We start from the raw sequence: 26,018 nt of genomic DNA, 5'->3' as shown, positions 1-26,018 counted from the left end.
CCCCGCGAAAGGGGCAGTTGCCGCACCGCCCACCCCGGCTTATCCTCGCCCTCTTCACCCTGCTCACCAAGGCCAAGCCGATGATCCACAGCGCGCAGCACGCCGCCTCCTACTACGCCGCCAGCAGCGCGCCCCAACCTGAGTACCCTGCCCTGCAAGGCCAGCACAGCGCCGACGTGTGCATCGTCGGCGGCGGCTACTCGGGCCTGAACACGGCCATCGAACTGGCCGAACGCGGCCTCTCGGTGATCCTCCTCGAAGCCCACAAGGTCGGCTGGGGCGCCAGTGGCCGCAACGGCGGCCAACTGATCCGCGGCGTCGGCCATGGCCTCGACCAGTTCCTCCCCGTCCTCGGCGAACAAGGCGTGCGCAGCCTCAAGCTGATGGGCCTGGAAGCCGTCGATATCGTCCGCCAACGCATCGAGCGTCATGCCATTGCCTGCGACCTGACCTGGGGCTACTGCGACCTGGCCAACAAGCCTGGCGAGCTGCGAGGCTTCGCCGAAGACGCCGAAGAACTGCGCAGCCTGGGCTACGCGCACGAACTGCGCCTGGTAAGTGCCGAGCAGATCCATACCGTGGTCGACTCCGAGCGCTACGTCGGCGGCCTGATCGACATGGGCTCGGGCCACCTGCACCCGCTCAACCTGGCCCTCGGCGAAGCGGCGGTCGCCACCCAGCTGGGCGTGAAGCTGCACGAGCACTCGGCCGTCACCCGCATCGACTATGGCCCGCAGGTACAGGTCCACACCGCCAGCGGCGTGGTCCGCGCCAACACCCTGGTGCTGTGCTGCAACGCCTACCACAACGACCTCAACCGCGAGCTGGGCGGCAAGGTGCTGCCCGCCGGCAGCTACATCATCGCCACCGAGCCACTCGGTGAAGCCCGTGCGCGCGCCCTGCTGCCACAGAACATGGCGGTCTGCGACCAACGCGTGGCCCTCGACTACTACCGCCTCTCGGCGGATCACCGGCTGCTGTTCGGCGGCGCCTGCCACTACTCCGGGCGCGACCCGCAGGACATCGCCGGCTACATGCGACCCAAGCTGCTCAAGGTGTTCCCGCAGCTGGCCGACGTGCGCATCGACTACCAATGGGGCGGCATGATCGGCATCGGTGCCAACCGCCTGCCGCAGATCGGCCGGCTGGCCAGCCAACCCAACGTGTATTACGCCCAGGCCTATTCCGGTCACGGGCTGAACGCCACCCACCTGGCCGGGCGCCTGCTCGGCGAAGCCATCAGCGGCCAGCAGAGCGGGCGTTTCGACCTGTTCGCCCAGGTGCCGCACATCACCTTCCCGGGCGGCAAGCACCTGCGTTCGCCGTTGCTGGCGCTGGGCATGCTCTGGCATCGGCTGAAAGAGCTGGTCTAGTCAGCCCCGCCAGAACGGTTTACGGCCCTCTTCGCGGGCCTGCTCCCAGCTCAGGCCGACATCGCGCAGCTGCGCGTCATCCAGCTGCAGCAGCGTGCGGCGGGTCGTCCAACGGTGCAGCATCAGGCCGATCCGCCCCAGGCCGGCGGGGGCATTGTAGAGCCGGGGCTGCTGCCCCGCGTCGAGCTCCTTGGCCAACCGTTGCACGCCCACATCGCTGAAACTACCCATCACGGCATCCTCCTCATCTGATCGAACCGTGGGCACAGCATGCGCGTCGGCGACCTGGCCGATACAGATGCAAACATCTTTTATTATTTCGATACAGAATTGGCAGTTCTGCCCCTGAATGCTGTATTTTCGGCCCATCTGTACTGGTCGAAGACCGGGCTTTTTGCGGGAGTATGCCGTGACCCTCTACCTGAACCTCGCCGAACTGCTCGGCGCGCGCATCGAGCAAGGGCTCTACCGCCCGGGCCAGCGCCTGCCTTCGGTGCGCTCGCTGAGCCTGGAGCACGGGGTCAGCCTGAGCACCGTACAGCAGGCCTACCGCATGCTCGAAGACAACGGCCTGGTCTCGCCGCGGCCGAAATCCGGCTACTTCGTCACCGATCACCGCAGCCTGCCAGCGCTGCCGGCTGTGAGCCGACCGGCGCAACGGCCCGTGGACATCTCCCAGTGGGAGCAGGTGCTGGAGCTGGTCCGCAGCAACCCGCGCGCCGATGTGGTACAGCTCGGCCGGGGCATGCCCGACGTCACCAGCGCCACGCTCAAGCCGCTGCTGCGCAGCCTCGCCCAGCTCAGCCGGCGGCAGGACATGCCGGGGCTGTACTACGACAACATTCACGGCAACCTGGCCCTGCGCGAGCAGATCGCCCGGCTGATGCTCGACTCCGGCTGCCGCCTGGGCCCGGCCGAACTGGTGGTCACCACCGGCTGCCACGAGGCGCTGTCGACCAGCATTCGCGCGGTGTGCGCGCCCGGCGACATCGTCGCGGTGGACTCCCCCAGCTTCCACGGCGCCATGCAGACCCTCAAGGGCCTGGGCATGAAAGCGCTGGAAATCCCCACCGACCCGCTCACCGGGATCAGCCTCGAAGCCCTCGAACTGGCCCTTGAGCAGTGGCCGATCAAACTGATCCAGATCACCCCGAGCTGCAACAACCCGCTGGGCTACATCATGCCCGAGGCGCGCAAGAAGGCCCTGCTGACCCTGGCCCAGCGCTATGACGTGGCGATCCTCGAAGACGACGTGTATGGCGACCTGGCCTACACCTACCCGCGCCCGCGCACGGTCAAGTCGTTCGACGAAGACGGCCGCGTGCTGCTCTGCAGCTCGTTCTCCAAGACCCTCGCGCCCGGCCTGCGGATCGGCTGGGTCGCGCCGGGGCGCTACCTGGAGCGGGTGCTGCACATGAAGTACATCAGCACCGGCAGCACCGCCGCCCAACCGCAGCTGGCGATTGCCGACTTCATCGAGGCCGGCCATTACCACCCGCATGTGCGGCGCATGCGCAGCCAGTACCAGCGGGGTCGCGACCTGATGAGCGACTGGGTGGCGCGTTACTTCCCACCAGGCACCCGCGTCAGCCGGCCCCAGGGCGGCTTCATGCTGTGGGTCGAACTGCCGGAAAGTTTCGATACGCTGCGCCTGAACCGCGCTTTACTGGAACAAGGGGTGCAGATCGCCGTGGGCAGCATCTTCTCGGCGTCGGGCAAGTACCGGCACTGCCTGCGGATGAACTACGCGGCGCGGCCAACCGTCGAAATCGAGGCGGCGGTGCGCAAGGTTGGCGAAACCGCCCTTCGTCTACTGGTCGACGAGCACAGCGAGGCGTAACTTTGCGCCGCCTTCCAGGGTCCATAGCACTCAGGCCTTTGCGGTACAGGACGATCCGACTTGAGACTCCAGCGAATTCTGCCTTTCCTGCTGGCGCTAGTGCTTGGCCTCAGCGGCTGCGCCAGCGTCAGCCCACCGCGTGAAGTCAGCCAGGCGTTGCCCGCCAGCGAATCGCCGTTCGGCCGCTCGGTCCTGCGCCAGGCCGCACCGTACGAGGGTCGCTCGGGCTTTCGCCTGCTGCCCAACAGCAACGAAGCCTTCCGCGCCCGCGCCGAGCTGATCCGCAACGCCCAGGCGAGCATCGACGTGCAGTACTACATCGTGCATGACGGCCTCAGCACCCGGGCGCTGGTGCATGAGCTGCTGCGCGCCGCCGACCGCGGCGTGCGGGTGCGGATCCTGCTCGACGACACCACCAGCGATGGCCTCGACACCTTGATCGGCACCCTGGCCGCCCACCCGAACATCGACATCCGCGTGTTCAACCCGCTCAACCTGGGCCGCAGCACCGGCGTTACCCGGGCCATGGGGCGGCTGTTCAACCTGTCGCGCCAGCACCGGCGGATGCACAACAAGCTGTTCCTGGTCGACAACAGCATGGCCATCGTCGGTGGGCGCAACCTGGGCGACGAATACTTCGACGCCGAGCCCAACCTGAACTTCACCGACATCGACCTGCTCGGTGTCGGCCCGGTCGCCGAGCAGCTCGGCCACGGTTTCGACCAGTACTGGAACAGCGCCCTGAGCCGGCCGATCGGCGACTTCCTCTGGCGCCAGCCGGACCAAGCGGACCTGCGCGCCAGCCGCCAGCGCCTGGAAGTGTCGCTGGCCGAGGCGCGAATCAAGCGCAAGGCCTTGTATGACCGGTTGATGGCGTATCAGTCGCAGCCGCGCCTGGACGTCTGGCGCAACGAGCTGATCTGGGCGCACAGCCAGGCGCTGTGGGATGCGCCGAGCAAGGTCCTGGCGCGCGATGAGCCGGACCCGCAGCTGCTGATGAGCCAGCAGCTGGCGCCGGACCTGAACAACGTCCATCACGAACTGATCCTGGTGTCGGCGTATTTCGTCCCCGGCGAGTCGGGGCTGCTGTACCTGACCAGCCATGCCGACGCGGGCATCTCGGTCAAGCTGCTGACCAACGCCCTGGAGGCCACTGACGTGCCGGCCGTGCATGGCGGCTATGCGCCCTACCGGCGCGCGTTGCTCGAGCACGGTGTGCAGTTGTACGAGCTGCGGCGCCAGCCGGGCGACCCGAGCGCTCGGCGCGGGCTCAACTTCCATGGCGGTTCGGACTCCAGCCTGCACAGCAAGGCGATCGTGTTCGACCGACACAAGACGTTCATTGGCTCGTTCAACTTCGACCCGCGCTCGGTGCTGTGGAACACCGAGGTCGGCGTGCTGGTCGACAGCCCGGAGCTGGCCGAGTACACCCGCGAGCTGGCGCTGCAGGGCATGGCGCCGGCGCTGAGCTATCAGCCGACGCTGGTCGACGGCAAGATGGTCTGGGTGACCGAAGACAATGGCCAGCGGCATGTGCTGACCACCGAGCCCGGTGGCATGTGGCGGCGCTTCAATGCCTGGATCAGCAAGGCGGTGGGGCTGGAGAAGATGCTCTGAGCTGAAATCGCCGGGGGCGCTTTGCGCCCCTTTCCGACCGGTCCGGCGCCCCGGCAAGGCCGCTCCCACAGGGGTCTGCGCAACGCGGTCCAATGTGGGAGCGGCCTTGTGTCGCGATAGGGCTGCGCAGCAGCCCCAGGATCTATCAGACAGACGCGGGCTCGAAGGCACCCCGCCGCCGGGTCAGCACCACCAACCCCGCCGCCCCCACCGCCATCAGCAACGGCAGCGCATGGCCGCTGATCCACTGGCTCCCCGCCCCCGCCAACAACGGCCCGAGCAGGCAACCAATACCCCACAGCTGCGCCACATGGGCGTTCGCGCGCACCAGCGCATCATCCCGATAACGCTCGCCGATCAAGATCAGCGACAGCGTGAACAAGCCCCCGGCACTGGCCCCGAACAGCACCCACACCGGCCAGATCAGCGCGGTGTCCAGCAGCAGCGGAATCGCCAGGCTGGACACCATCAAGGTCACCGCGCAGCCGCTGAACAAGGTCTGCCGCGACATCTTGTCGGCCATTGCACCAATCGGCAGCTGCAGCACCGCATCGCCCACCACCACGGTGCTGACCATGAACAGCGCGATCTCCGCCGAAAACCCCTGCTGCAGGCAGTACACCGGCAACAGGGTCAGGATCATCGCCTCGAAGGCGGCGAACAAGGCAATGGCCCAGGCGATCACCGGCAACCGCCGGCAGAAGGCCAACAGGTCCCTGAACGTGACGCTGTAGGCTTCGGTGGTCGGCGCCCCGCCGCGGCCCAGCAGCACCAGCGGCGCGAGGACCAGCAGCCCGGTGGCGGCCCAGAAGCCGAAGTCGTCATCCGAGCCGAGAAAGCCCAGCACCAGCGGCCCGGCCAACTGGCTCAGCGCATAGCTGCTGCCGTACAGCGCCACCAGCCGGCCACGCCACTGTTCGACCACCAGTTGGTTGATCCAGCTTTCGCCAAGGATGAACACCACGGTCAGCGACATGCCGATCAACAGACGCAAGCCCAGCCACAGCGGATAGCTCGGCAGCACGGCCACCAGGCCGATCGACAGCGCCCCGCCCCACAGGCACAGGCGCATGGCGGCGGGGACGCCGAGCCAACCGGCCAGGCGACTGGCCAGGCTCGCGCCGAGCAACACGCCGATGGCCGGCATGGCGGCCATGACACCGATGGCGAACTCGCCGTAACCCCAGCTTTCCAGGCGCAAGGACACCAGCGGCATGCTCACGCCAAGCGCCAGGCCGACGCTGAGTACCGATGCCAGCACGGCAAAGTAGGTAGCCCACCGCATGACAGCCTCCCAGGCAGATCTTGAATGGCAGAGACAGAACAGCCGGGACGGCGTGGGCCGACCCGGCTGTTCTCTTGAGGCCCCATCGCGGGGCAAGCCCGCGATGCAGCGCTGGCCTTACAGCTTGATCCAGGTCGCCTTCAGCTCGGTGTACTTCTCCAGCGCATGCAGCGACTTGTCACGGCCGTTGCCCGACTGCTTGAAGCCACCGAACGGCGCGGTCATGTCGCCGCCGTCGTACTGGTTGACCCAGACACTGCCAGCGCGCACGGCGCGGGCGGTTTTATGCGCCTTGGAGATGTCCGAGGTCCAGATGCCCGCGGCCAGGCCATACGGCGTGTCGTTGGCAATGGCGATGGCTTCTTCGGCGGTGTCGAAGGTGATCACCGACAGTACCGGGCCGAAGATTTCTTCCTGGGCGATCTTCATGGCATTGGTCACGCCGTCGAAGATGGTCGGCTCGACATAGGTGCCGCCCGTCTCTTCGAGGATGCGCTTGCCACCGGCCAGCAGCGTGGCGCCGTCCTGGTGCCCGGCGTCGATGTACGACAGCACGGTGTTCATCTGCTGAGCATCCACCAGCGCGCCGACGGTGGTCGCCGGGTCCAGCGGGTTGCCCGGTTTCCAGGCCTTGAGGGCCTCGACCACCAGCGGCAGGAACTGGTCCTTGATCGAACGCTCGACCAGCAGACGGGAACCGGCGGTGCACACTTCGCCCTGGTTGAAGGCGATGGCGCTGGCAGCCGATTCGGCGGCGGCCTGCAGGTCCGGTGCGTCGGCGAAGACGATGTTCGGGCTCTTGCCACCGGCCTCCAGCCAGATGCGCTTCATGTTCGATTCGCCAGCGTAGATCATCAGCTGCTTGGCGATCTTGGTCGAACCGGTGAACACCAGGGTGTCGACGTCCATGTGCAGGGCCAGGGCCTTGCCAACGGTGTGGCCGTAGCCTGGCAGCACGTTGAGCACGCCGGCCGGGATCCCGGCTTCGATCGCCAGCTGGGCGATGCGGATGGCGGTCAGCGGCGATTTTTCGGACGGCTTGAGCACCACCGAGTTACCGGTGGCCAGGGCCGGGCCGAGCTTCCAGCAGGCCATCAGCAGGGGGAAGTTCCACGGCACGATGGCACCGACCACGCCCACGGGCTCGCGGGTCACCAGGCCGAGCTGGTCGTGCGGGGTCGGTGCGACCTCGTCGTAGACCTTGTCGATGGCTTCGGCATTCCAGTGCAGGGCTTGCGCCGCGCCGGGTACGTCGATGCTCGAGGAGTCGCCGATCGGCTTGCCCATGTCCAGGGTTTCGAGCAGCGCCAGCTCTTCGACGTGGGTGCGCAGCAGCTCGGCAAAGCGGATCAGCTTGGCCTTGCGCTTGGCCGGGGCCAGGCGCGACCAGACGCCGGAGTCAAAGGTGGCACGGGCGTTTTCGACGGCGCGGTTGGCGTCGGCCAGGTCGCAGCTGGCAACCTTGGCCAGGAAGCGCCCGTCCACCGGGCTCAGGCAATCGAAGGTTTCAGCCGAGACGGCGTCGGTGTATTCGCCATTGATGAAGGCGCGGCCTTCGATCTTCAGTTGCTGGGCACGCTGTTCCCAGTCCGCACGAGTCAGGGTGGTCATACGAATCTGCTCCTCTTGTTAAGGTCCGGCGCCGCACTGGAGACTCACAGGCGCTGTCATGAATTCTGGCCGGGCGACGAGCGCACACTGGCAGCTGTAACCCTAAACCAGCCCGGGTAAACTATCAATATATTTGACACTGAAGGCCCAAAAGCCTACTGATGTGCATTTTATTAAACAACAAGAGGCGCAACCATGAGCATCAATAGCATCGTCGACTTCGCCCAGGTCCTGACTGAAGCCGAGCGCTATCGCCCTGCGGCAGAGAAAATTCTCAAGGGCGAACCGGACCAGGCTGTCTACAACCACTACTCCAGCCCCTGCGGCCAGTTCGCGGCCGGCGTCTGGGAAGGTGCAGTCGGTCAATGGACGGTGAGCTACACCGAGCATGAATACTGCGAGATCGTCCACGGCGTGTCGGTGCTGCGCGACGAGGCGGGTGAGGCCAAGACTTTGCGTGCCGGCGATCGGTTCGTGATCCCGGCGGGCTTCAAGGGCACCTGGGAGGTGCTGGAGCCGTGCCGCAAGATCTACGTGATGTTCGAACAGCAGTAAGCCGGGCTGGCGCCACCGCGCCAGGCCACAGGCATAAAAAAACCCGCGTCCGTGAGGAAGCGGGTTTTTTTCAGGTTGCCGATCAATTACTTGATCTTGGCTTCCTTGTAGGTCACGTGCTTACGGACGACCGGATCGTATTTCTTGATCTCGATCTTGTCCGGGGTGGTGCGCTTGTTCTTGTCGGTGGTGTAGAAGTGGCCAGTGCCAGCACTCGATACCAGACGGATCAATTCACGCATGATGCTCTCCCTTAAACCTTGGCGCCGGCACGGCGGATGTCAACCAGAACGGCATCGATGCCGCGCTTGTCGATGATACGCATGCCCTTGGCGGAAACGCGCAGACGCACGAAACGCTTCTCGGATTCAACCCAGAAACGGTGGTGCTGCAGGTTTGGCAGGAAACGACGACGGGTTTTGTTGTTTGCGTGGGAAATGTTATTCCCAGTCACCGGACCCTTACCGGTAACTTGACAGACTCTCGACATGCCTCAGCCCTCTAAAACCACATGCCCAACCCGGCATGGGTTGGCCGCTTAATCTCTCAGTCTATGGCGCCAGGCGCCGTGTTTCCGGGGGTCTTATCGACCGGATCCGCTTTCGCGACAGAGCGAGCCCCTAGAAAAGAGCGCTGCTTTATACCAGAAAGACTCGGCCACAACAACAAAAGATAAGTCTCTGCGCACGGCCAAGCGAGTGCGGCCAGCATAGCGACAAGGCCCGCGCACTGTCGACCGCTCGTCGCAGGGTTTGTAAAAAAGGGTGTGGTCATTTGCCAACGCCCGCACTAGGGTAGGACGTTTCCAGACTGCACTGGCAGATGGGCCACTGACCAGCCAAGGAGCTTTGATGCGCGCCGCCGCCCTTTCCCTGTTGTTTTCTTCCAGCCTGTTGCTCAGCGGGCTCGCCCAGGCGGCGCCGCTCGTCGTCTGCACCGAGGCCAGCCCGGAAGGCTTCGACGTGGTCCAGTACAACTCGCTGACCACCACCAACGCCTCGGCCGACGTGCTGATGAACCGCCTGGTGGAGTTCGATGCGGCAGCCGGCAAGGTGGTGCCGAGCCTGGCGCTGAGCTGGACGGTCTCGGCCGACGGCCTGGTGTACGACTTCAAGCTGCGCGACGACGTCAAGTTCCACACCACCGCGTACTTCAAACCCGGCCGCGCGCTGAACGCCGACGACGTGCTGTTCAGCTTCCAGCGCATGCTCTACCCGGCCCACGCCTGGCACAAGACCGCCCCGAGCGGCTACCCGCACGCCCAGTCGCTGCAACTGGGCAGCCTGATCAAGTCGATCGACGCGCCCGACCCGCACAGCGTGCGCTTTACCCTGAGCCACCCGGACGCGACCTTCCTGGCCACCCTGAGCATGGGCTTTGCCTCGATCTACTCGGCCGAGTATGCCGACCTGCTGCTCAAGGCGGGCACCCCTGAGAAGCTCAACAGCCAACCGGTAGGTACGGGACCGTTCGTGTTCAAACGCTTCCAGAAGGACGCCCAGGTGCGCTACGAGGCCAACGCCGAGTACTTCGCCGGCAAACCGGCTGTCGGCCCGTTGGTCTACGCGATCACCCCGGACGCCAACGTGCGCCTGCAGAAGCTCAAGCGCGGGGAGTGCCAGGTGGCCCTGTCGCCCAAGCCGCTGGACGTCGCCGAGGCGGGCAAGGACGCCAACCTCTCGGTCGCCAGCACCCCGGCCTTCATGACCGCCTTCGTCGCCATCAACAGCCAGCACCCGCCGCTGGACAAGCCCGAGGTGCGCCAGGCGATCAACCTCGCGTTCGACAAGGCGAGCTACCTCAAGGCGGTGTTCGAAGACACCGGCACTGCGGCCGACGGCCCCTACCCGTCCACCACCTGGAGCTACGCCAAGGGCCTGCCGGGCTACCCGACCGACCTGAAAAAAGCCCAGGCGCTGCTGACCAAGGCCGGCCTGGCGGACGGTTTCAGCACCACCATCTGGACCCGCCCTTCCGGCAGCCTGCTCAACCCCAACCCCAACCTGGGCGCGCAGATGCTGCAGGCCGACCTGGCCAAGATCGGCATCAAGAGCGAGATCCGCGTGATCGAATGGGGCGAGCTGATCCGCCGTGCCAAGGCCGGCGAGCATGACCTGCTGTTCATGGGCTGGGCGGGCGACAACGGCGACCCGGACAACTTCCTCACCCCGCAGTTTTCCTGCGCGGCGGTCAAGTCCGGGACCAACTTCGCGCGCTTCTGCGACACCCGCCTGGACCAGCTGATCAGCGCTGGGCGCACCACCAACGACCAGAGCGTGCGCAGCCGCCTGTACGAGCAGGCGCAGGCGCTGATCCAGCAGCAGGCGTTGTGGCTGCCACTGGCGCACCCGACGGCGGCGACGCTGCTGCGCAAGGGCGTCGAGGGGTATCAGGTGAGCCCGTTCGGGCGGCTGGACTTCAGCAAGGTGTCGGTGACGCGCTAAGGCCAGGCCAGCCGGGGTTTCAGCCCTGGCCTCTTCGCGGGTAAACCCGCTCCCACAGGGTTCGGCGCGATCCCACCCTGTGGGAGCGGGTTCACCCGCGAAGAGGCCGGCAAGGACACTACGAATCAGCCCGCCATCCACCCATGCTCGACCATCGACAGCGGCTCGCCGTCACCAATGATCACGTGATCCAGCACGCGCACATCGATCAGCGCCAACCCGCGCTTGAGCGACAGGGTCATGTGCACGTCATCCTGGCTCGGCTCACAGCTCCCTGAAGGGTGGTTGTGACAGAGGATCAGCGCCGCTGCGTTGTGCAGCAGCGAGCGCCGCACCACCTCGCGGGGATAGATATTGGCGCGGTCGATGGTGCCGCGAAACAGAATCTCGAACGCCAGCGGCCGGTGCTTGGAGTCCAGGAACAGGCAGCCGAACACCTCGCTGGGCTCATGACGGAGCATCGACTTCAGGTACCTGCGGACCGCCGCTGGATTCTCCATGGCGGCCTCGCGATCAATCGACGTTTCAAGGTTCCTGCGGCCGATCTCCAGCAGCGCTTGCAGCTGGCTGTACCTGACCGGCCCGAGTCCGAGCTCGGCTAAAAAAGACTCCCTGTCGGCATCCAGCAACTGGCGCAACCCTCCAAATTTGGCCAGCAGCCCCCGTGCGAGCTCCAGCACGTTGCAACCTCGCACACCTGAACCAAGGAATACCGCAAGCAACTCGGCATCCGACAGGCTCCCCGCGCCCTTGTGCAGCAGTTTCTCTCTTGGCCGTTCGTTTACCGGCCACTCCCTGATGTTCATCGCTGCTCCTTGGCTGCGGCGCGTTTGGGCCCTGTGGTAATCTATTTCGCTTCGTAAATGCGACGATCTGCCGCAGGCCTTGTTTGTCGTCGCCCGCTTTCACTGGAAAAAGGCAAGCTTATGCAGCGGCTGTATCGCAAGCGCATCGTTCTCGGCGTGGGTGGCGGCATTGCCGCCTACAAGAGCGCCGAGCTGATCCGCCGACTCCTGGAACACGGCGCGCAGGTGCGCGTCGTCATGACCCGCGGCGGTGCCGAGTTCATCACCCCACTGACCCTGCAGGCGCTGTCCGGGCACCCGGTGCACATGGACTTGCTCGACCCTGCCGCCGAAGCGGCCATGGGCCACATCGAACTGGCCAAATGGGCCGACCTGGTGCTGATCGCCCCGGCCACCGCCGACGTCATGGCGCGCATGGCCCAGGGCATGGCCAATGACCTGCTGACCACCCTGGTGCTGGCCACCGACGCCACGGTCGCCGTGGCCCCGGCGATGAACCAGGCCATGTGGCGCGACCCGGCCACCCAGGCCAACCTCGAGCTCCTGCAAAGCCGCGGCATCCAGGTGTTCGGCCCGGCCTCCGGCAGCCAGGCCTGTGGCGACGTCGGCCTCGGCCGCATGCTCGAAGCCGCCGACCTGGCCTGGTGCGCCGCCGAAAGCTTCAAGCGCCAGGCGCTGACCGGCAAACACGTGCTGATCACCGCCGGGCCGACCCAGGAAAACATCGACCCGGTGCGCTACATCACCAATCATAGCTCCGGCAAGATGGGCTTCGCCCTGGCCGAAGCGGCCGCTGAAGCCGGGGCTCGGGTGACCCTGGTCACGGGCCCGGTGCACCTGCAGACGCCAGATCGGGTCAACCGGATCGACGTGGTCAGCGCCCGAGACATGCTCGCAGCCTGTGAAGCGGCCATGCCCTGCGACCTGTTCATCGCCTCGGCAGCGGTGGCGGACTACCGCCCGGAAGTCGTCGCCACACAGAAACTCAAGAAGGATCCTACGACCGGCGACGGCATGCTGCTGCAGATGGTGCGTAATCCGGATATCCTTGCGACCCTGGCTGGGCGTGCCGACCGGCCGTTCAGCGTCGGCTTTGCCGCCGAGACCGAACACTTGCTCGATTACGCCACGCGCAAGCTCAAGGACAAGAACCTCGACCTGATCGTCGCCAATGATGTGGCCAACCCCAGCATCGGCTTCAACAGCGAGGAGAACGCCTTGACCGTGATCGATCGCCAGCAGCACCAGACCCTCTTCGCGCAGACCAGCAAGGGCAAGATCGCCCGCCAGCTGGTTGCTTTCATCGCCGAACGACTCAATCAGGTTCAATAAGTTACATGCACGCTCTTCAAGCCAAGATTCTCGACCCGCGCATTGGCGCCGAATTCCCCCTGCCGCAGTACGCCACCCCCGGCTCCGCCGGCCTGGACCTGCGCGCCATGCTCAAGGAGGACACCGTCCTCGAGCCGGGCCAGACCCTGCTGATCCCGACCGGCCTGTCGATCTACGTCGGCGACCCGGGCCTGGCGGCGCTGATCCTGCCGCGCTCGGGCCTGGGCCACAAGCACGGCATCGTGCTCGGTAACCTGGTCGGTTTGATCGACTCGGACTACCAGGGCGAGCTGATGGTGTCGTGCTGGAACCGCGGCAACACCCCGTTCACCATCGCCATTGGCGAGCGCATCGCGCAGCTGGTGCTGGTGCCCGTGGTGCAGACGCATTTCGACATCGTCGAGGCCTTCGACGAGAGCCAGCGCGGCGCTGGCGGCTTCGGCCACTCCGGCAGCCACTGAGACCGTAACCCGACCGTTCACGCCAAGGATGGCGAACTCTCTGGCAAAAGTGCCGTCCAAGCGTTCAGTTTGCGCCTACCCAGAGCCTTTGACAGTGGAGCACCCAGAGATGAACGACATGGCCCAGCTGGTACCCGCCTTGCCCGACAGCATTTTCCGCGCCTATGACATCCGCGGCGTCGTCGGCAAGACCCTGCACGCCGAGACCGCCTACTGGATCGGCCGCGCCATCGGTGCCCAGACCCTGGCCCAGGGCGAACCCAACATCTCGGTCGGCCGTGACGGTCGCCTGTCCGGCCCGCTGCTGGTCGAGCAACTGATCCAGGGCCTGGTCGACGCCGGTTGCCAGGTCAGCGACGTCGGCCTGGTGCCGACCCCGGCGCTGTACTACGCCGCCAACGTGCTCGCTGGCACCTCCGGGGTGATGCTCACCGGCAGCCACAACCCGTCCGACTACAACGGTTTCAAGATCGTCATTGCCGGCGACACCCTGGCCAATGAACAGATCCAGGCACTGCTGACGCGCCTGAAGACCAACGACCTGAGCCGCGGCGAAGGCCGTGTGGAAAAAGTCGAGATCCTCGGCCGCTACTTCGACCAGGTCACCGCCGACATCCAGCTGAAGAAAAAGCTCAAGGTGGTGGTCGACTGCGGCAACGGCGCTGCCGGGGTGATCGCCCCACAGCTGATCGAAGCCCTTGGCTGCGAGGTGATCCCGCTGTTCTGCGAGGTGGACGGCAACTTCCCCAACCACCACCCGGACCCGGGCAAGCCTGAGAACCTGGTGGACCTGATCGCCAAGGTCAAGGAAGTCGGCGCCGATATCGGCCTGGCCTTCGACGGTGACGGCGACCGCGTCGGCGTGGTCAGCAACACCGGCACCATCGTCTATCCCGACCGCCTGCTGATGCTGTTCGCCCAGGACGTGCTGTCGCGCAACCCGGGCGCCGAGATCATCTTCGACGTCAAGTGCACCCGCCGCCTGACCCCGTTGATCGAACAGCACGGTGGCCGCGCGCTAATGTGGAAGACCGGTCACTCGTTGATCAAGAAGAAGATGAAGCTGACCGGCTCGTTGCTCGCGGGCGAGATGAGCGGGCACATCTTCATCAAGGAACGCTGGTACGGTTTCGACGACGGTATCTACAGCGCCGCGCGCCTGCTGGAGATCCTCAGCAACGCCGGGCAGGACGCCGAAAGCCTGTTTGCCGCCTTCCCGAACGATATTTCCACGCCGGAAATCAATATTGATGTGACCGACGAGGGTAAATTCAGCATCATTGATGCACTGCAACGCGACGCCGACTGGGGCGACGCCAACCTGACCACCATCGACGGTGTGCGGGTCGACTACGCCCAGGGCTGGGGCCTGGTGCGCGCCTCCAACACCACACCGGTGCTGGTGCTGCGCTTCGAGGCCGACAGCGACGCCGAATTGCAACGTATCAAGGATGTTTTCCGCGCCCAGTTGCTGCGGGTTGCCCCTGAGCTGCAACTGCCGTTCTGACCGACTATCTGTTCCTTACAGGAGCCCTGCATGACCCTCGATCGCGATGCCGCTTCCCATGTAGCCGAGGTTTTGTCCGAAGCGCTGCCCTACATTCGCCGCTTTGTCGGCAAGACCCTGGTGATCAAGTACGGCGGCAACGCGATGGAGAGCGAAGAGCTCAAAACCGGTTTCGCCCGTGACATCGTGCTGATGAAGGCCGTGGGTATCAACCCGGTGGTCGTGCACGGCGGTGGCCCGCAGATCGGCGACCTGCTCAAGCGCCTGTCGATCGAAAGCCACTTCATCGACGGCATGCGCGTCACCGACTCGGCGACCATGGACGTGGTCGAGATGGTCCTCGGTGGCCAGGTCAACAAGGACATCGTCAACCTGATCAACCGCCACGGCGGCAGCGCCATCGGCCTGACCGGCAAGGACGCCGAGCTGATCCGCGCCAAGAAGCTGACCGTGTCGCGCCAGACCCCGGAGATGACCACCCCGGAAATCATCGACATCGGCCACGTCGGCGAAGTCGTCGGGGTCAACACCGACCTGCTCAACATGCTGGTAAAAGGCGACTTCATCCCGGTGATCGCGCCGATCGGCGTCGGTGCCAACGGTGAGTCGTACAACATCAACGCCGACCTGGTCGCAGGCAAGGTCGCCGAGGCGCTGAAGGCCGAGAAGCTGATGCTGCTGACCAACATCGCCGGCCTGATGGACAAGCAGGGCCAGGTCCTGACCGGCCTGACCACCGAGCAGGTCAATGAACTGATCGCCGACGGCACGATCTACGGCGGCATGCTGCCGAAGATCAAATGCGCCCTGGAAGCGGTACAGGGTGGCGTGCAGAGTTCGCACATCATCGACGGGCGCGTGCCTAACGCAGTGCTGCTGGAGATCTTCACCGACAGCGGCGTGGGCACCCTGATTACCAATCGCAAGCAACGCATCTGATATTACCGGGGCCGCCTTGCGGCCCATCGCGGGCAAGCCCGCTCCTACAGGCACCGCGTCGTCATCAACAGCGACGCGGTGCCTGTAGGAGCGGGCTTGCCCGCGATGGGTCCAAAGCCGCCCCAGCAGCAGTTCCTATTTACCTGGAGAAAGCGCGTGAAATACGCATCACATGGACTCGTGCTGGCAGCCGCCCTGGCTGTCGGGTCCCTGGCTGGCTGTGCCGCCACCGAAACATCCACCGCCGTTGCCGTGCAACAGGTCGAGAGCGTCAACCGCCCGTACAGCGGCCTGCGCACCCCGATCGCCGTCGGCAAGTTCGACAACCGCTCCAGCTACATGCGCGGGATCTTCTCGGACGGCGTCGACCGTCTGGGCGGCCAGGCCAAGACCATCCTGATCACCCACCTGCAGCAGACCAACCGCTTCAACGTGCTCGACCGCGACAACATGGGCGAGATCCAGCAGGAAGCGGCCATCAAGCGTCAGGTGCAGCAGCTCAAGGGCGCTGACTTCGTCGTCACCGGCGATGTCACCGAGTTTGGCCGCAAGGAAGTCGGTGACCATCAGCTGTTCGGCATTCTTGGCCGCGGCAAGACCCAGATCGCCTACGCCAAGGTCGCGCTGAACATCGTCAACATCAGTACCTCCGAAGTGGTCTATTCGAGCCAGGGCGCCGGCGAATACGCCCTGTCCAACCGCGAGATCATCGGCTTCGGTGGCACGGCCAGCTACGATTCCACCCTCAATGGCAAGGTCCTCGACCTGGCCATGCGTGAAGCGGTGAACAAGCTGGTGGGCGCCGTTGAAAGCGGCCAATGGAAGCCTCAGGCCCAGTAATCGGGCGGGCACGACAAGGAAGACACTCTCATGCGTATCACCCAACCCGCCTGGCGCACCGTCGCCGGGCTGCTGCTGGGCAGCGTCCTGCTGGTCGGCTGCAACTCGCACAAGACCCTGTACCAGTGGGAAAGCTACCAGCCGCAGGTCTACGAGTACTTCAAGGGCCAGTCCAAGGAAGAACAGGCGATCGCCCTGGAGCGCGACCTGGAGAAGATCAAGGCCAAGAACGGCGCGGTACCGCCCGGTTATCACGCGCAGCTGGGGCTGATCTACTCGAGCCTGGGCAAGGATGACCAGATGATCCAGCAGTTCCAGACCGAGAAGGCCCTGTTCCCTGAGTCCACGGCCTACATGGACTTCCTCATGAGCAACGCCCGGCAAGGAGCCAAACAGTGATCAAGCGCCTCTCCCAACTGATTGTCGGCGCCTGCGTGCTGGCCTTGTTCGCCGGCTGCGCCGAGCGCAAGACCATCGACTACTCGGCCTACAAGCAGAGCCGGCCGAAGTCGATCCTGATCCTGCCGCCGCTGAACGAGTCGCCGGACGTGAAGGCCACCTACAGCATGCTCTCGCAGGTGACCTACCCGCTGGCGGAAGCCGGCTACTACGTGATGCCGGTCGCCCTGGTGGATGAAACCTTCCGCCAGAACGGCATGACCACCCCGGCCGACATCCACCAGTTGCCGACCACCAAGCTGCACGAGATCTTCGGCGCCGATGCCGGCCTGTACGTGACGGTCAGCGACTATGGCACCCGCTACATGGTGATCAGCAGCGCGACCATAGTCACCGCCAACGCCAAGCTGGTCGACCTGAAGACCGGCGCCACCTTGTGGACCGGCAGCGCCACGGCCTCCAGCGAAGAAGGCCGGCAGAACCAGGGCGGCCTGATCGGCATGCTGGTGGCGGCGGCGATCAACCAGATCATCAGCAGCGTGCAGGACGACGCCGGCTACCCGATCGCAGCGATGACCAGCGCACGGCTGCTGTCGCCGTACCCGAATGGCGGCATCCTCTACGGGCCGCGTTCGCCCAAGTACGGCACTGACTAAGCGGCGCCTTCTTCGCGGGTAAACCCGCTCCCACAGAGACCCCGCCGTAACCCAGTGCGGCGCTATCCCTGTGGGAGCGGGTTTACCCGCGAAGAGGCCTGTGAAGGCAAAGCAAAAAAAAGGCGACCCACAAAGGTCGCCTTTTTTATGGCCAGGATCCTCAGATCCCGTACTGCGCCCGATACGCCTCGACCGCAGGCAGGTGCTGCTTGAGCTGCGGGTCGTCGGCGAGGAACTCCAGCACCTGGGTCAGCGAAACGATGCTGACCACCGGGATACCGAAGTCGCGTTCCACTTCCTGGATCGCCGACAGCTCGCCGTTGCCGCGCTCTTCGCGGTTCAGCGCGATCAACACGCCAGCGGCCTTGGCCTGCTGGGCGCTGATGATCTGCATGACCTCACGGATGGCGGTACCGGCAGTGATCACGTCATCGATGATCAGCACGTTGCCTTCCAGCGGCGCGCCCACCAGGCTGCCGCCTTCGCCATGGGCCTTGGCTTCCTTGCGGTTGAAGCACCACGGCACGTCGAGCTGATGCTGGTCGGCCAAGGCCACCGCGGTGGCCGAAGCCAGCGGAATGCCCTTGTACGCAGGGCCGAACAGCACATCGAAGGGGATCTTGCTGTCGACGATGGCCGCCGCATAGCAACGCCCCAGCTCGGCAAGCGCCGAGCCGCTGTTGAACAGGCCGGCATTGAAGAAGTACGGGCTGGTACGCCCCGATTTCAGGGTGAACTCACCGAAGCGCAGTACGCCGCGATCGATGGCAAAACGGATGAAGTCGCGCTGATACGGCTGCATGAAGAGTCCCAGACACCACGGATTTAGCTAAATGAGTTGAGCTCGGGTATCATACACGCACGAGATTTTTGGGGCCATTTATGCGGATCATCAGTGTGAACGTTAATGGCATTCAGGCTGCGGCCGAGCGTGGTTTGCTCAGCTGGCTACAAGCCCAGAATGCCGACGTCATCTGCCTTCAGGATACCCGCGCCTCGGCCTTTGAACTCGACGACCCAGCTTTCCAGCTCGATGGCTATTTCCTTTATGCCTGCGATGCAGAGGTGCCCGCCCAAGGTGGCGTGGCGCTCTACTCGCGGATGCAGCCCAAGGCAGTCATCACCGGCCTGGGCTTCGAGACAGCCGACCGTTACGGGCGTTACCTGCAAGCAGATTTCGACAAAGTCAGTATTGCCACCTTGCTGTTGCCTTCGGGCATGAACGGCGACGAAGACTTGAACCAGAAATTCAAGTTGATGGACGACTTCGGCAAGTACCTGGACAAGCAGCGCCGCAAGCGCCGCGAGTACATCTACTGCGGCTCGTTCTATGTCGCGCAGCAGAAGCTCGACATCAAGAACTGGCGCGACAGCCAGCAATCGCCAGGCTTCCTGCCGCCAGAGCGCGCATGGATGGACTCGATTGTCGGCGACATGGGCTACGTCGATGCCCTGCGCGAAGTCAGCCGCGAAGGCGACCAGTACAGCTGGTGGCCGGACAACGAGCAGGCCGAGATGCTCAACCTGGGTTACCGGTTCGATTACCAGATCCTCACCCCAGGCCTGCGCCGCTTCGTGCGTAACGCCCGCCTGCCGCGCCAGCCGCGGTTCTCCCAGCATGCGCCACTGATCGTGGACTATGACTGGACGCTGACCATCTGAACCCCGGCCAGCAGCGCGATACAAAAAAGGCGACCTTCACGGTCGCCTTTTTTTGTGTCTACCAACGCTGTCAGTCGGCCAGGGCGGCGTTCTGCAGTTCGTAGATCTCGTTCATGCCTTTTTGCGCCAGCGCCAGCATGGCGTTGAAGTCTTCCGGCTGGAACGGCGCGCCTTCGGCGGTGCCCTGCACTTCGATGAACCCACCGGCGCTGGTCATCACCACGTTGAGGTCGGTCTCGGCGGCGGAGTCTTCCGGGTAGTCCAGGTCGAGTACGGCTTCGCCCTGGTACATGCCCACCGACACGGCAGCGATCATGTGCTTGAGCGGGTCGCCGCCCTTGAGGCCGCCACGCTTCTTGATCACGCGCAGGGCATCGACCAGAGCGACCATGGCGCCGGTGATCGACGCGGTACGGGTGCCGCCGTCGGCCTGGATCACGTCGCAGTCGACGTACAGGGTGATCTCACCGAGCTTTTTCATGTCCAGCGCGGCGCGCAGGGCGCGGCCGATCAGGCGCTGGATTTCCAGGGTGCGGCCGCCCTGCTTGCCACGGCTGGCTTCGCGCTGGTTACGCTCACCGGTGGAACGCGGCAGCATGCCGTATTCGGCGGTCAGCCAACCTTGGCCCTGGCCTTTGAGGAAGCGGGGAACACCATTTTCGACGCTGACCGTGCAGATGACTTTGGTGTCACCGAACTCGACCAGTACCGACCCCTCGGCGTGCTTGGTGTAGTTGCGGGTGATGCGGATCGAGCGGAGCTGATCGGCGGCGCGACCACTTGGACGTTTCATCTGGGATACCTGTACTGGGACTTGAATCTGCCGAGCATTATAGAGCCGGCAGCCCGGCGAGGACACGCCTATTGTCGCCGCCCCGGCAGCCTGTCGCCTTTTCCCACCCACGTTGGGGGCTGTCTGTAACATGGGCGGCTGCCCGGGCCAAGTTGGGCGCCAGGGCCGCACTGCGCTACAATCCTGCGCCTTGCAGCCGAAAGGCTTGCCCCGTTCACCCATCTATATGCGAGGTCGTCCCCCATGGTGCACAGCATGACCGCTTTTGCTCGTGTCGAGCGCGCCGGCAGCCAAGGCACCCTGGTCTGGGAGCTGCGCTCGGTCAACCACCGTTACCTGGAGCCGCACCTGCGCCTGCCAGAAGCCCTGCGCGACCTTGAAGGCGCGGTGCGCGAAGGCCTGCGCCAGGGCGTGTCGCGGGGCAAGGTGGAATGCACCCTGCGCCTCAACGAAGACAGCACCGGCAAGGCGCTGCAGGTCGACCGCGAGCGCGCCGCGCAGCTGGTCGCCGCCGCCGAGACGGTGGCCAGCCTGATCAAGCAGCCGGCCCCGCTCAACCCGCTGGAAGTGCTGGCATGGCCCGGCGTGCTGGTGGCCGATGCAAGTGACCCGCAGGCGCTCAATGCGCAAGCGCTGGCGCTGTTCGACGAGGCGCTGCAGGAGCTCAAGGCCGGTCGCCAGCGTGAAGGCCAGGAACTGGCCCGGCTGATCAACGAGCGCCTGGACAACATGGCCACCGAGGTCGTCACCCTGCGCGCTCTGGTGCCGCAGATGCTGGCCGCCCAGCGGCAGAAGATCCTCGACCGCTTCCACGACATGCAGGCCGAACTCGACCCGCAGCGCCTGGAGCAGGAGATGGTGCTGCTGGCGCAGAAGAGCGACGTCGCCGAAGAGCTGGATCGCCTCAACACCCATATCATCGAAGTGCGCCGGGTACTCAAGTCCGGTGGCGCTGCCGGTCGGCGCCTGGATTTCCTCATGCAGGAACTCAACCGCGAAGCCAACACCCTCGGCTCCAAGGCGTTCGACCCACGCAGTACGCAAGCGGCGGTCAACCTCAAGGTGCTGATCGAACAGATGCGCGAACAAGTACAGAACATCGAGTAAGGCCACCCCGACCATGAATCACAGCAGCGGCACCCTTTATATCGTTTCGGCCCCGTCTGGCGCCGGCAAGACCAGCCTGGTCACGGCGTTGACCGAGGCCGACAAACACATCCGTGTCTCGGTTTCGCACACCACCCGGGCCATGCGTCCGGGCGAGCAGGACGGCGTGAACTATCACTTCGTCGATCACGACGCGTTCAAGGCGCTGATCGAGAAAGGTGATTTCCTCGAGCACGCAGAAGTGTTCGGCAATTATTACGGCACGTCGCGCAGCGCCTTGCAGCAGACGCTGGACCAGGGCATCGACCTGATCCTGGAAATCGACTGGCAGGGTGCACAGCAGGTGCGCAAGCTGATGCCTGAGGCATTGTCGATCTTCATCCTGCCGCCAAGCCAGGAAGCCCTGCGCGAGCGCCTGACCGGGCGTGGCCAGGACAGCGAGGCGATCATCGAAGGGCGTATGCGCGAAGCGGTCAGCGAGATGGAGCACTACGCCGAGTACGAGTACGTGATCATCAATGATGATTTCGCTGTCGCACTGGAAGACATCAAGGCGGTGTTCCGCGCCAATCGCCTGCTGTTGGCCAAACAGCAACAGCGCCATGGGGCGCTGCTCAAGCAATTGGTCGGCTGATCGATTGCCGGGGCCTCTTCGAGGCCCTTTCGCGACACAAGGCCGCTCCCACAGTAACAGCGCCAGTCTTGAGCTGGACGAGGTCTCCTGTGGGAGCGGCCTTGCCGGGGCGCCGGACCGGTCGGAAAGGGGCGCAAAGCGCCCCCAGCCGCTATTCCTGCAACTGCAGCTTGGCCTGCTGCTGCAGGGTCGCGCCAAGGAAGAACGCCGGCAGGCGCAGCCGCGACAGCAGCATCAGGCAGATCCCCAGCAGCGAGATGATCGCCGCAATCACGAACACCAGCCCCAGCCCACCGACATGCGAGCCGCTGCCAAAGTCCGGCGAGGCGCTGTCGATTGCCGTGCGCACGAAGATCACCGACAGGATCGCCCCGCCCAGCAACGGGCACACGCCGCGCATGAAGAAGTGCCGCAGGCTGGCGAACAGGCTGTGGCGGAAGTACCAGACGCAGGCAAAGGCGGTCAGCGAATAGTAGAAGCAGATCATCATCCCCAACGCGGTGATGGTGTCGGCCAATACGTTCTCGCTGAGGGTGCGCATGGTCACGTAGAACAGCGCCGCAGCGATGCCAGCGCAGATCGTCGCGTAACGCGGGGTCTGCGAACGCGGGCAGACCTTGGCGAACCGCTGCGGCACGGCGCCGTAATACCCCATCGCCAGCAAGGTGCGCGCAGGCGATACGAAGGTCGACTGCAACGACGCCGCGGTGCTGGCCAGCACCGCGATGGACATCAGGATCGCCAGCGGGCCCATCACCGGACCGGCCAGGTGGGCGAACACGTTCTCTTGAATCCGCGGGTTACCGAGGCCCAGGCCCACATCACTGATCCCGGCGAACTGCAGGGTGGCGATGGCGGTCAGCAGGTACAGGCAAAGGATCAGCAGCACCGTCCAGGTGGCGGCCTTGCCGGGCACCTCTTCACTGCCAATCGACTCCTCGCTGACCGTCAGGCACACGTCCCAACCCCAGAAAATGAAGATCGACAGCGACAAGCCCGCGGCAAACGCCGAGAACGACTCGACCCCGAACGGGTTGAACCAGGCCAGGTCGAAGGCCAGCGGCGGCGGCGCGGTGGTCTCGCTGAACGCGGCAAAGGCAAAGCCGATCAGCACCAGCAGCTGCAAGGCCACCAGGCCATACTGCACCGTCATCGTCGTGCCCATGCCGCGACAGCAGATCCACACCGCCAGGGCGATGAACGCGCAACAGGTGACGATGTTGATCACCAGGTTGTCGGCCAGCGCCGCCAGCGACTGATCGCCGGTGATCTGGCCAAGAAACAGGTAGAAGAAGTCCACCGCCACGCCGGCCAGGTTGGACAGCACGATGGTCGTGGCAACCACCAGCCCCCAGCCGCCGATCCAGCCGATCATCGGCCCAAATGCCCGCGCCGACCAGGTAAACGAGGTGCCGCTGTCCGGCTCTGCGGCATTCAGCTCGCGGTAACCCAGGGCAACCAGCAGCATCGGCAGGAAGCCGACGATGAACACCGCCGGCAAGTGCGCGCCGACCTCACGCACGGTCGGCCCGAGGGCGCCGGTCAGGGTATACACCGGGGCGATGGTGGAAATGCCCAGCACCACGCTGGCCAGCAGACCCAGGCGGCCTTTGGCCAAGCCTTTGCTGACGCGCGCGCCGCTGTTGCCTGTCTCGGCCGCCGCATCGGGTGGGCGGCCGGTTTCAGTCTTTACGCTCATGAGTATTCGCCGTTGATATTGGTATTGTTTTCACAGGCCGTCGGTGGAGGGCCCGTTTTCACTCATTGAATGCTGCTGCTTGGCGGTGCGTCATCCGAGACCTTCGGCTGACTTCAGACTGCCTCCTGGCGCGAACCCTGCCGAGCAGCGTGGGCGATGCAGGCCTCGCGAAACGCCTGAAACAGGCGCAGGGAGACCGGGTTTTCGGCGAAACGCCATTCCGGGTGCCATTGCACGCCGAGCACAAAGCCCGGTGCATCGCGCAGCGACACCGCTTCAATCAGGCCATCCGGTGCCTTTGCCTCGACACGCAGGCCTGGGGCCAAACGGTCGATACCCTGGCTGTGCAGCGAGTTGACCTCGAACTGCTCAGCCAGGCCAAGGCGCTCGAACATCCCGCCCGCTTCAATGCGCACAGGGTGTCGAGGGCCGTATTGCACCTCCAGGGGTGCGTCCTCCGGTTCGCGGTGGTCCAGGTAGCCGGGCAGGTCCTGCACGCGCTGGTGCAGGCTGCCACCCAGGGCTACGTTCAATTCCTGGAAACCACGGCAGATGCACAGCACCGGTACGCCGGCGGCAATCGCCGCCTGCAGCAGCGGCAAGGTCAGGCGGTCACGCGCCGGGTCGTGGCGCGTGCCTTCGGCGCTGGCGGCGCCATTGTAATGATGCGGCTCGACATTTGAAGGCGAACCGGTAAAAACAATCCCGTCGAGGATCGCCAGCAACGCCCGCGGGTCGCTGGCGACGTCGCGGGCCGGGAGAATCAGCGGGGTCCCGGCAAAGCCGGCCGCCTCCACATACTTGTCGCCGACCGTGTGCGAGGCGTTCTTGCCGACCTGCTGGCGGCAGGCGCTGACACCGATCAGAGGGACCGCATTTGCGCTCATGGGCTTACACCGTGTGCAGGTACCAGTTGTACTCGAGGTCGGAGATCGACACTTCGAACTCGGCCTGCTCGCTTTCCTTGCAGGCGACGAAGATGTCGATGTAGTCCGGGCTGATGTATTGGTTGAGAACTTCGCTGTCATCCAGCGCGCGCAAGGCGTCGCGCAGGTTGTTCGGCAGGCTCTGCTCGAGCTGCTCGTACGAATTGCCTTCGATCGGCTCACCCGGCTCGAGTCGGTTGACCAGGCCGTGGTGAATGCCGGCCAGGATCGACGCCATCATCAGGTACGGGTTGGCGTCGGCACCGGCCACGCGGTGCTCGATACGCACGGCATCGCTGCTGCCGGTCGGCACACGGACGGCGACGGTGCGGTTGTCCAGGCCCCAGCTCGGCGCATTGGGCACGTAGAACTGAGCGCCGAAACGGCGGTACGAGTTGACGTTGGGGCAGAGGAAGGCCATCGAGGCCGGCAGGGTTTCCAGCACGCCGGCGATCGCATGACGCAGCGGCTCGCTGTCGAGCGGGTCTTCGCTGGTGAAGATGTTCTTGCCGGTCTTCTTGTCGAGCAGCGAGATGTGCACGTGCAGGCCGTTGCCCGCCTGGCCCGGGTAGGGCTTGGCCATGAACGTGGTGTCCATCTCATGGTCGTAGGCGACGTTCTTGATCAGGCGCTTGAGCAGGATCGCGTAGTCGCAGGCCTTCAGCGGGTCGGCGACGTGGTGCAGGTTGACCTCGAACTGCGCCGGGGCGCTTTCCTTGACGATGGCGTCGGCCGGGATGCCCTGCTCCTTGGCCGCCTCGAGCATGTCCTGCAGGCAGTCGGCGTATTCGTCGAGGTCGTCGATCAGGTACACCTGGGTCGAGTGCGGGCGCTTGCCGGAGATCGGCGAACGCGGCGGCTGCGGACGACCGTTGAGGTTGTCCTGGTCGATCAGGTAGAACTCCAGCTCGAACGCGGCGCAGATATCCAGGCCCAAATCGTCGAACTTGCTCACCACCTGGCGCAGCACTTCACGCGGGTCGGCGAAAAACGGCTGGCCTTCGAGCTCGTGCATGGTCATCAGCAGCTGCGCGGTCGGGCGCTTCTGCCAGGGCTCGTAGCAGAGGGTACCGGGGATCGGGTAACAGACCCGGTCGGCATCGCCGATGTCCAGGCCAAGGCCGGTGCTCTCGACGGTCGAGCCGTTGATGTCGAGGGCAAACAACGACGCCGGCAGGTTGATGCCGCGCTCGTAGACCTTGTGCAGGCTGGCGCGCTCGATGCGCTTGCCGCGGACCACACCGTTCATGTCGGAGATCAGCAGGTCGACATACTGGATATCCGGATGGGCCTTGAGAAAGTCATTCACTTCGCTGGAAGAACTGGCGCACGGGGTGACCGACGTCATGGCTGTACATCCTATGATTTGGAGCGGCGATGTGGAGGGGTACGGCAGGCGCCTCACGGGCGACGATGGTGGCTGCTGTTGTTTTTTTCACGGTCCCATCGTGGGGATTGTCTGGCCCGACGGGGTGCATTGATTCCCGCAGGCCGTTTCACTATAAAATGGCCCCAACGCAACAGACATTGGC

25 protein-coding genes and 1 pseudogene are annotated in these 26,018 nt (G+C 64.8%); 15 read left to right on the top strand and 11 right to left on the bottom strand.

Features of this window, described 5'->3' with window-relative positions; all coding sequences use genetic code 11:
* Positions 1-80 precede the first annotated feature (80 nt).
* A complete protein-coding gene (locus CCOS865_RS01270) occupies positions 81-1,373 on the top strand; it encodes an NAD(P)/FAD-dependent oxidoreductase (RefSeq protein ID WP_119137803.1) in 1,293 nt (430 codons plus the stop codon).
* Here CCOS865_RS01270 and CCOS865_RS01265 read toward each other — a convergent pair whose 3' ends face one another.
* Complete coding sequence (locus tag CCOS865_RS01265; protein WP_119137181.1) at positions 1,374-1,604, bottom strand: DUF1127 domain-containing protein; 231 nt, start codon at positions 1,602-1,604, stop codon at positions 1,374-1,376. It abuts the gene before it with no gap.
* Between the two features lie 178 nt (positions 1,605-1,782).
* Between CCOS865_RS01265 and CCOS865_RS01260 the strand changes: the two genes are divergently transcribed.
* Positions 1,783-3,213 carry an aminotransferase-like domain-containing protein gene (locus CCOS865_RS01260; RefSeq protein ID WP_167468995.1) on the top strand — a complete coding sequence of 477 codons (1,431 nt, stop codon included), beginning with the start codon at positions 1,783-1,785 and terminating at the stop codon, positions 3,211-3,213.
* A 60-nt stretch (positions 3,214-3,273) separates the two neighbouring features.
* Positions 3,274-4,830: a phospholipase D family protein gene (locus tag CCOS865_RS01255; RefSeq protein ID WP_119137179.1), complete on the top strand. Its 1,557-nt coding sequence runs from the start codon at positions 3,274-3,276 to the stop codon at positions 4,828-4,830.
* Positions 4,831-4,975: 145 nt separating this feature from the next.
* On the opposite strand, the gene CCOS865_RS01250 is transcribed toward CCOS865_RS01255, so the two are convergent.
* Together CCOS865_RS01250 and CCOS865_RS01245 are read right to left on the bottom strand one after the other, a co-directional pair.
* Complete coding sequence (locus CCOS865_RS01250) at positions 4,976-6,115, bottom strand: MFS transporter (RefSeq protein ID WP_119137178.1); 1,140 nt, start codon at positions 6,113-6,115, stop codon at positions 4,976-4,978.
* 117 nt (positions 6,116-6,232) lie between these two features.
* Positions 6,233-7,726: an aldehyde dehydrogenase gene (locus tag CCOS865_RS01245; protein WP_119137177.1), complete on the bottom strand. Its 1,494-nt coding sequence runs from the start codon at positions 7,724-7,726 to the stop codon at positions 6,233-6,235.
* A gap of 195 nt (positions 7,727-7,921) precedes the next feature.
* On the opposite strand from CCOS865_RS01245, the gene CCOS865_RS01240 reads away from it, so the two are divergent.
* Entirely contained in the window at positions 7,922-8,281 is a 360-nt protein-coding gene (locus tag CCOS865_RS01240; RefSeq protein ID WP_119137176.1) for a cupin domain-containing protein, read from the top strand.
* Between the two features lie 86 nt (positions 8,282-8,367).
* Here CCOS865_RS01240 and rpmG read toward each other — a convergent pair whose 3' ends face one another.
* A complete protein-coding gene (gene rpmG, locus CCOS865_RS01235; protein ID WP_021702025.1) occupies positions 8,368-8,523 on the bottom strand; it encodes a 50S ribosomal protein L33 in 156 nt (51 codons plus the stop codon).
* 11 nt (positions 8,524-8,534) lie between these two features.
* Entirely contained in the window at positions 8,535-8,771 is a 237-nt protein-coding gene (rpmB, locus tag CCOS865_RS01230; protein WP_023629974.1) for a 50S ribosomal protein L28, read from the bottom strand.
* Positions 8,772-9,132: 361 nt separating this feature from the next.
* On the opposite strand from rpmB, the gene CCOS865_RS01225 reads away from it, so the two are divergent.
* Positions 9,133-10,725 carry an ABC transporter substrate-binding protein gene (locus tag CCOS865_RS01225; protein ID WP_119137175.1) on the top strand — a complete coding sequence of 531 codons (1,593 nt, stop codon included), beginning with the start codon at positions 9,133-9,135 and terminating at the stop codon, positions 10,723-10,725.
* Between the two features lie 125 nt (positions 10,726-10,850).
* Here CCOS865_RS01225 and radC read toward each other — a convergent pair whose 3' ends face one another.
* Positions 10,851-11,531, bottom strand: coding sequence for a RadC family protein (gene radC / locus CCOS865_RS01220; RefSeq protein WP_119137174.1), 681 nt, complete (start codon positions 11,529-11,531; stop codon positions 10,851-10,853).
* A 120-nt stretch (positions 11,532-11,651) separates the two neighbouring features.
* Between radC and coaBC the strand changes: the two genes are divergently transcribed.
* The 7 genes and pseudogenes from coaBC to CCOS865_RS01185 all read left to right on the top strand — a co-directional run bounded on the left by coaBC (position 11,652) and on the right by CCOS865_RS01185 (position 17,665).
* A complete protein-coding gene (gene coaBC, locus CCOS865_RS01215; RefSeq protein ID WP_119137173.1) occupies positions 11,652-12,863 on the top strand; it encodes a bifunctional phosphopantothenoylcysteine decarboxylase/phosphopantothenate--cysteine ligase CoaBC in 1,212 nt (403 codons plus the stop codon).
* A gap of 5 nt (positions 12,864-12,868) precedes the next feature.
* Entirely contained in the window at positions 12,869-13,324 is a 456-nt protein-coding gene (gene dut / locus CCOS865_RS01210; protein WP_119137172.1) for a dUTP diphosphatase, read from the top strand.
* A gap of 130 nt (positions 13,325-13,454) precedes the next feature.
* Positions 13,455-14,831: pseudogene (locus CCOS865_RS01205) on the top strand (phosphomannomutase/phosphoglucomutase); the annotation flags it as partial.
* Between the two features lie 30 nt (positions 14,832-14,861).
* Positions 14,862-15,770, top strand: coding sequence for an acetylglutamate kinase (argB, locus tag CCOS865_RS01200; protein ID WP_119137170.1), 909 nt, complete (start codon positions 14,862-14,864; stop codon positions 15,768-15,770).
* A 156-nt stretch (positions 15,771-15,926) separates the two neighbouring features.
* Positions 15,927-16,610 (top strand): CsgG/HfaB family protein, encoded by a 684-nt coding sequence (locus CCOS865_RS01195; RefSeq protein ID WP_244216052.1) that lies wholly within the window; start codon positions 15,927-15,929, stop codon positions 16,608-16,610.
* A gap of 30 nt (positions 16,611-16,640) precedes the next feature.
* Entirely contained in the window at positions 16,641-17,009 is a 369-nt protein-coding gene (locus CCOS865_RS01190; protein WP_119137168.1) for a DUF4810 domain-containing protein, read from the top strand.
* Positions 17,010-17,026: 17 nt separating this feature from the next.
* Entirely contained in the window at positions 17,027-17,665 is a 639-nt protein-coding gene (locus tag CCOS865_RS01185) for a DUF799 domain-containing protein (protein ID WP_244216058.1), read from the top strand.
* A 160-nt stretch (positions 17,666-17,825) separates the two neighbouring features.
* On the opposite strand, the gene pyrE is transcribed toward CCOS865_RS01185, so the two are convergent.
* Positions 17,826-18,467, bottom strand: a complete 642-nt coding sequence (pyrE, locus tag CCOS865_RS01180) for an orotate phosphoribosyltransferase (RefSeq protein ID WP_119137166.1) — start codon at positions 18,465-18,467, stop codon at positions 17,826-17,828.
* A gap of 80 nt (positions 18,468-18,547) precedes the next feature.
* Between pyrE and CCOS865_RS01175 the strand changes: the two genes are divergently transcribed.
* Complete coding sequence (locus CCOS865_RS01175; RefSeq protein WP_119137165.1) at positions 18,548-19,327, top strand: exodeoxyribonuclease III; 780 nt, start codon at positions 18,548-18,550, stop codon at positions 19,325-19,327.
* Positions 19,328-19,397: 70 nt separating this feature from the next.
* On the opposite strand, the gene rph is transcribed toward CCOS865_RS01175, so the two are convergent.
* Complete coding sequence (gene rph, locus CCOS865_RS01170; protein ID WP_119137164.1) at positions 19,398-20,120, bottom strand: ribonuclease PH; 723 nt, start codon at positions 20,118-20,120, stop codon at positions 19,398-19,400.
* 243 nt (positions 20,121-20,363) lie between these two features.
* Between rph and CCOS865_RS01165 the strand changes: the two genes are divergently transcribed.
* Together CCOS865_RS01165 and gmk are read left to right on the top strand one after the other, a co-directional pair.
* Positions 20,364-21,227, top strand: coding sequence for a YicC/YloC family endoribonuclease (locus CCOS865_RS01165; protein WP_119137163.1), 864 nt, complete (start codon positions 20,364-20,366; stop codon positions 21,225-21,227).
* A 13-nt stretch (positions 21,228-21,240) separates the two neighbouring features.
* Entirely contained in the window at positions 21,241-21,861 is a 621-nt protein-coding gene (gmk, locus tag CCOS865_RS01160) for a guanylate kinase (protein ID WP_119137162.1), read from the top strand.
* A 151-nt stretch (positions 21,862-22,012) separates the two neighbouring features.
* On the opposite strand, the gene CCOS865_RS01155 is transcribed toward gmk, so the two are convergent.
* The 3 genes from CCOS865_RS01155 to CCOS865_RS01145 form a co-directional block, all read right to left on the bottom strand.
* A complete protein-coding gene (locus CCOS865_RS01155) occupies positions 22,013-23,560 on the bottom strand; it encodes an APC family permease (protein WP_119137161.1) in 1,548 nt (515 codons plus the stop codon).
* A 113-nt stretch (positions 23,561-23,673) separates the two neighbouring features.
* Positions 23,674-24,447, bottom strand: coding sequence for a gamma-glutamyl-gamma-aminobutyrate hydrolase family protein (locus CCOS865_RS01150; RefSeq protein WP_119137160.1), 774 nt, complete (start codon positions 24,445-24,447; stop codon positions 23,674-23,676).
* A gap of 4 nt (positions 24,448-24,451) precedes the next feature.
* Positions 24,452-25,834 (bottom strand): glutamine synthetase family protein, encoded by a 1,383-nt coding sequence (locus CCOS865_RS01145; protein WP_119137159.1) that lies wholly within the window; start codon positions 25,832-25,834, stop codon positions 24,452-24,454.
* Positions 25,835-26,018 lie beyond the last annotated feature (184 nt).

This window comes from Pseudomonas reidholzensis, from assembly GCF_900536025.1.
Taxonomy (GTDB): Bacteria; Pseudomonadota; Gammaproteobacteria; order Pseudomonadales; family Pseudomonadaceae; genus Aquipseudomonas; species Aquipseudomonas reidholzensis.
This window is presented reverse-complemented; position numbering and strand designations above follow the sequence as displayed.